The sequence below is a fragment of the Streptomyces sp. NPDC059695 genome, assembly GCF_042733785.1.
Classification (GTDB): domain Bacteria; phylum Actinomycetota; class Actinomycetes; order Streptomycetales; family Streptomycetaceae; genus Streptomyces.
The window spans coordinates 20,104-24,139 of record NZ_JBHWFF010000026.1 but is presented as its reverse complement, the minus strand read 5'-3'; the positions used below and the strand labels follow the sequence as shown (position 1 = coordinate 24,139).

At 72.1% G+C, this 4,036-nt stretch carries 3 protein-coding genes; all 3 read left to right on the top strand.

All coding sequences use genetic code 11. From position 1 onward, the window contains the following. Nucleotides 1-1,021: carbohydrate ABC transporter permease (locus ACFV2S_RS28010; protein WP_385564677.1), on the top strand; the 1,021-nt coding region annotated here is incomplete at its 5' end. A gap of 7 nt (nucleotides 1,022-1,028) precedes the next feature. After that, entirely contained in the window at nucleotides 1,029-1,874 is an 846-nt protein-coding gene (locus ACFV2S_RS28005; RefSeq protein WP_385564675.1) for a carbohydrate ABC transporter permease, read from the top strand. 96 nt (nucleotides 1,875-1,970) lie between these two features. Continuing rightward, the gene (locus tag ACFV2S_RS28000) at nucleotides 1,971-3,908 is read left to right on the top strand and encodes a glycoside hydrolase family 5 protein (protein ID WP_385564672.1); all 1,938 of its coding nucleotides are present in this window, start codon (nucleotides 1,971-1,973) and stop codon (nucleotides 3,906-3,908) included. The last annotated feature ends 128 nt before the right edge of the window (nucleotides 3,909-4,036 follow it).

The following is a 4,036-nucleotide window of genomic DNA, read 5'->3' as shown; positions in this document are numbered from 1 at the left end:
CCACCCACACCCCCCCGCGCCCCCGCCCCGCCCGCCCCCCCCCCCCCCCCCCCCCCGCCCGGGGGGCCCGCGGGCCCCCCCCCGCCCCCCCCCCCCCCCCCCCGCCCGGACCGGCCGGGCGCGCCCCGGCCGGTCCGGCTGGGCCGCGTTCGTCCTGCTCACCGGGCCGATGCTGCTCGGTCTCGGCCTCTTCAAGTACGTCGCCATCGGCTGGAGCTTCCTGCTCAGCCTCAGCGACGCGCGCGGCACCATCGCCCTCGGGCACTGGGTGGGCCTGGAGAACTACCGCCGGCTCCTGTCCGACCCGGCGTTCCGCGACTCCCTCCTCCAGATCCTGCTCTTCACGGCGTTCATCGTGCCGCTCACGTTCGCCGCCTCGCTCGGTCTCGCCCTGCTCGTGCACCGGATCCGACGGGGCCGGGCCCTGTTCCGCACCACCTTCCTCGTCCCGGCGGCCGTCTCGTACGTCGCCGCGTCCCTGCTGTGGAAGATGTCCCTGTTCAACGGCCTTCCCGCGGGCATCGCCAACACGGTCGGAGGATGGTTCGGAGCGGAGCCCGTCCCCTGGCTCCAGACCACCTCGCCACCGCTCTACTGGGTCGCGCTCGTCACCCTGCGGCTCTGGCTGCAGGTCGGCTTCTACATGGTGCTGTTCCTCGCCGGACTCCAGGCCATCCCCAAGGAGCTGTACGAGGCCGCCGCCCTCGACGGCGCCACCGGCCGGCGGCTCCTGACCAGGATCACCCTGCCGATGCTGCGCAACACCTCCGTCGCCGTCCTCATGCTGCTGTTCATCGCCGCCTTCCAGGCCTTCGACGAGTTCTACAACCTCTTCAACAGCGGCCTCTCCGGCACGGGCACCGCCCCCGTACAGACCCCGCTGGTCCACCTCTACAACACCGCCATGGGCAGCCAGAACTACGGCATCGGCTCCGCCGGGGCCTTCGTGCTCACCGCCCTCATCGTCGGAGTGACCCTGCTCCAGGGCCGGTTCACCGGATTCGGCAGGAGCGGAGAATGAGACGCGCATGATCACCCTGCCCGCACTGACCCGGTCCGCGCGCCTCCTCGCCCGCGGTCTGCTCGTCGGCCTCCTCACCACGGCCTTCCTGGCGCCGTTCTACCTGATGCTCCGCAACGCCCTCATGGACACGCGGAGCCTGACGTCGCCGGAGTGGACGTGGTGGCCCTCGACGATGCACTTCGAGAACTTCACCGACCTCTTCGCCGACCCCGTCGTCTCCATGGGACGGGCGCTCGGCAACTCGCTGCTCATCGCCGCCGTCACCGCTCCCGTCTCCACCCTCCTCGCCTCCGCCGCGGGCTACGCCCTGGCCAGGATCCCGGTCCCGGGCCGCGGCGCGGTGCTCGCCCTGATCGTGGCCACGCTGATGATCCCCGGATCGGTCACCTTCGTCCCGACGTTCGTCGTCGTCGGCTCCCTCGGCGGCGTCAACACCCTGTGGGGCATCATCGTGCCCGGCCTCTTCAACCCGTTCGCGGTCCTCCTCTTCCGCAACTTCTACCTCCAGTTCCCCAGCGAGATCGAGGAGGCGGGCCGCCTCGACGGCCTGGGATGGCTCGGCCTCTACCGGCGGATCGCCCTGCCGAGCTCCGGCGCCATGCTCGCCTCGCTCGGCGCGCTCTCCTTCATCGACAGCTGGAACTCCTTCCTGTGGCCCCTGGTCATCGGACAGGACCCCTCCGCCTGGACCGCGCAGATCGCGCTCTCCACCTTCCTCACCTCGCAGACCGTCAACCTGCCCGGCCTCTTCGCCGGCGCCGTCGTCACCATCACGCCCCTGGTCGTCATGTTCCTCGTCGCCCAGCGGTACATCGTCGAGGGCATCGCCACCAGCGGGCTCAAGGGCTGACCCCCCACCGCACGATCCCGCACCACGTCCCACGGACCCCGCACCGGACCGCACACCAGGCAGGCACACCCCACCCCCACCCCGTAAGGAGCCCCCGTGACCTCCCGCTCCACCCTGCTCCGACGCGCGACCGCAGTCCTCGCCACCACGTCCGCACTCCTCCTCGCCACCCTCACCCCGAACACCGCCGCGGCGGACCCGGGGACGGCGCCGCCCCCGGCGCTCACGGGCCCGCAGCTCGCCGCCTCGTGGACCGCCCCCCTGTCGACCCGCGACCGGTACGTCGTCGACGCCGCCGGAGACCGCTTCAAGCTGAAGTCCGGCAACTGGGCCGGAGCCCAGGGCACCTGGCAGGGCAGCGGTGACGTCGGCGACGTCGCCAACCACCAGGCCCGGCAGATGTCGCACAACATCCCGCTCGGCCTGGACAGGACGCCGGTCTCCCGGATCCTGGCCGACTTCCACGCCCTCGGCCTCAACAGCATCCGGCTGCCGTTCGCCAACGCCCTCGTCCACGACACGAGCGTCGTCCCCGACGCGGCCGTCGCCGCCAACCCGCAGCTCAAGGGCAAGACCCCGCTCCAGGTGCTCGACGCCGTCGTCGCCGCGCTCACGGCCGACGGCTTCGCCGTCATCCTCAACAACCACACCACCAGCTACCGCTTCTGCTGCGGCCTCGACGGCAACGAGCGCTGGAACAGCGGCCAGACGACCCAGCAGTGGATCGACGACTGGGTCTTCCTCGCCCAGCGCTACCGGTCCGACAAGCGCGTCGTCGGAGCCGACCTGCGCAACGAGGTCCGCCGGGACACCTGGAACGACCCCAACTGGGGCTGGGGCAACGACCACGACCTCAACAAGGCGATGGAGGAGGCGGGCAACAGGATCCTCCAGGCCAACCCCGACATGCTCGTCATCATGGAGGGCATCAACTGGCAGGGGATCCCCACCGACATCACCCCCCACGGCCGCCCGACCCTCAGCCCGGTCGCGACCCTCTCCAACACCCTGATCCGCTCCGACAAGCTCGTCTACGCGGCCCACTTCTACGGCTACACGGGACCGAACCACACCGGCGCGACCGGCACGGGCGAGACGCACGACCCGCGCTACGAGGAGTTCACCCCCGCACAGCTCGCCCAGGTCGTCGACGACCAGGCCCTGTTCGTCACCCGCTCCGGGCAGCACTTCACCGCACCCGTCTGGATCAGCGAGTTCGGCGCCGCGGGACGCGGTGACGCCGACACCAGGGAACGCGCCTGGTTCACCGCCTTCACCGACATCCTGGTGCGCAACGACACCGACTTCGCCATCTGGCCGCTGGTCGGCTGGACCGACGCGAACGGCACGCCGCAGGACAACTGGGCCATGGTCAACTACAGCGCCGACGGCACCCGGCTCGGCGTCATGGACGCCGGCGACTGGCGCGCCACCGACTGGAACAAGCTCGTGGGCGCCACCGGACGGACCGGCCGCGTGGCACCGGCCCCGCGCTGGAACATGCTCAACCTGGACTACGCCGACTACGACGTCTCCACCACCATGCTCGCCGGGCCGGACTGGTCCCCGGGCAACCGCAAGGGCAACTGCCCGGACAGCCAGCGCGTCACCGGCCTCGCCCGGAGCAGCGGCCGGGGCCTGTGCACCGACGCCGGACAGCCCGCGAAGGCGAGCGGCCCCTGGACCGTCGTCACCGACGAGCGGTACGTGACCGGCGGAGACTGGGCGAGCGGCTACAACAAGCTCCAGTGCCCCGACCGCACCTTCGCCGTCGGCTACAGCGTCAACGGCAACGCCATGGCGGCCCTCCTGTGCGCCCCCGCCGCCGCCTCCCTCCCCACCACCGGCCGCGTCCTGTGGTTCGACCGCGGTGACAACCGCCCCGCCACCGGCGGCTCGACCGCGAGCGACTGGGCGCCCGGCCACTACAAGGGCCAGTGCACCGACGGCGAGTACCTCGCCGGTGTCGCCTTCACCTGGAAGTGGAACCACGGCGGCGTCCCCGACGCCCTGCTGTGCCGCCCGCTCGCCTGAGCGAGTCCACCCGAGTTCCGTCCGCACCGCGGCCGGCCGCCCGGGCCCGGGCCGGGGCGAGAGCGCCAAGGCCGCCCGGCGGGCGACGACCCCCGGCAGCGGGCCGCCGCTGCCCGCCCGGCCCGGCG

Bases quoted from the DNA above. Each gene is read 5' to 3' on its own strand.
- ACFV2S_RS28005 (WP_385564675.1), top strand. From the start codon at position 1,029: ATGATCACCCTGCCCGCACTGACCCGGTCCGCGCGCCTCCTCGCCCGC.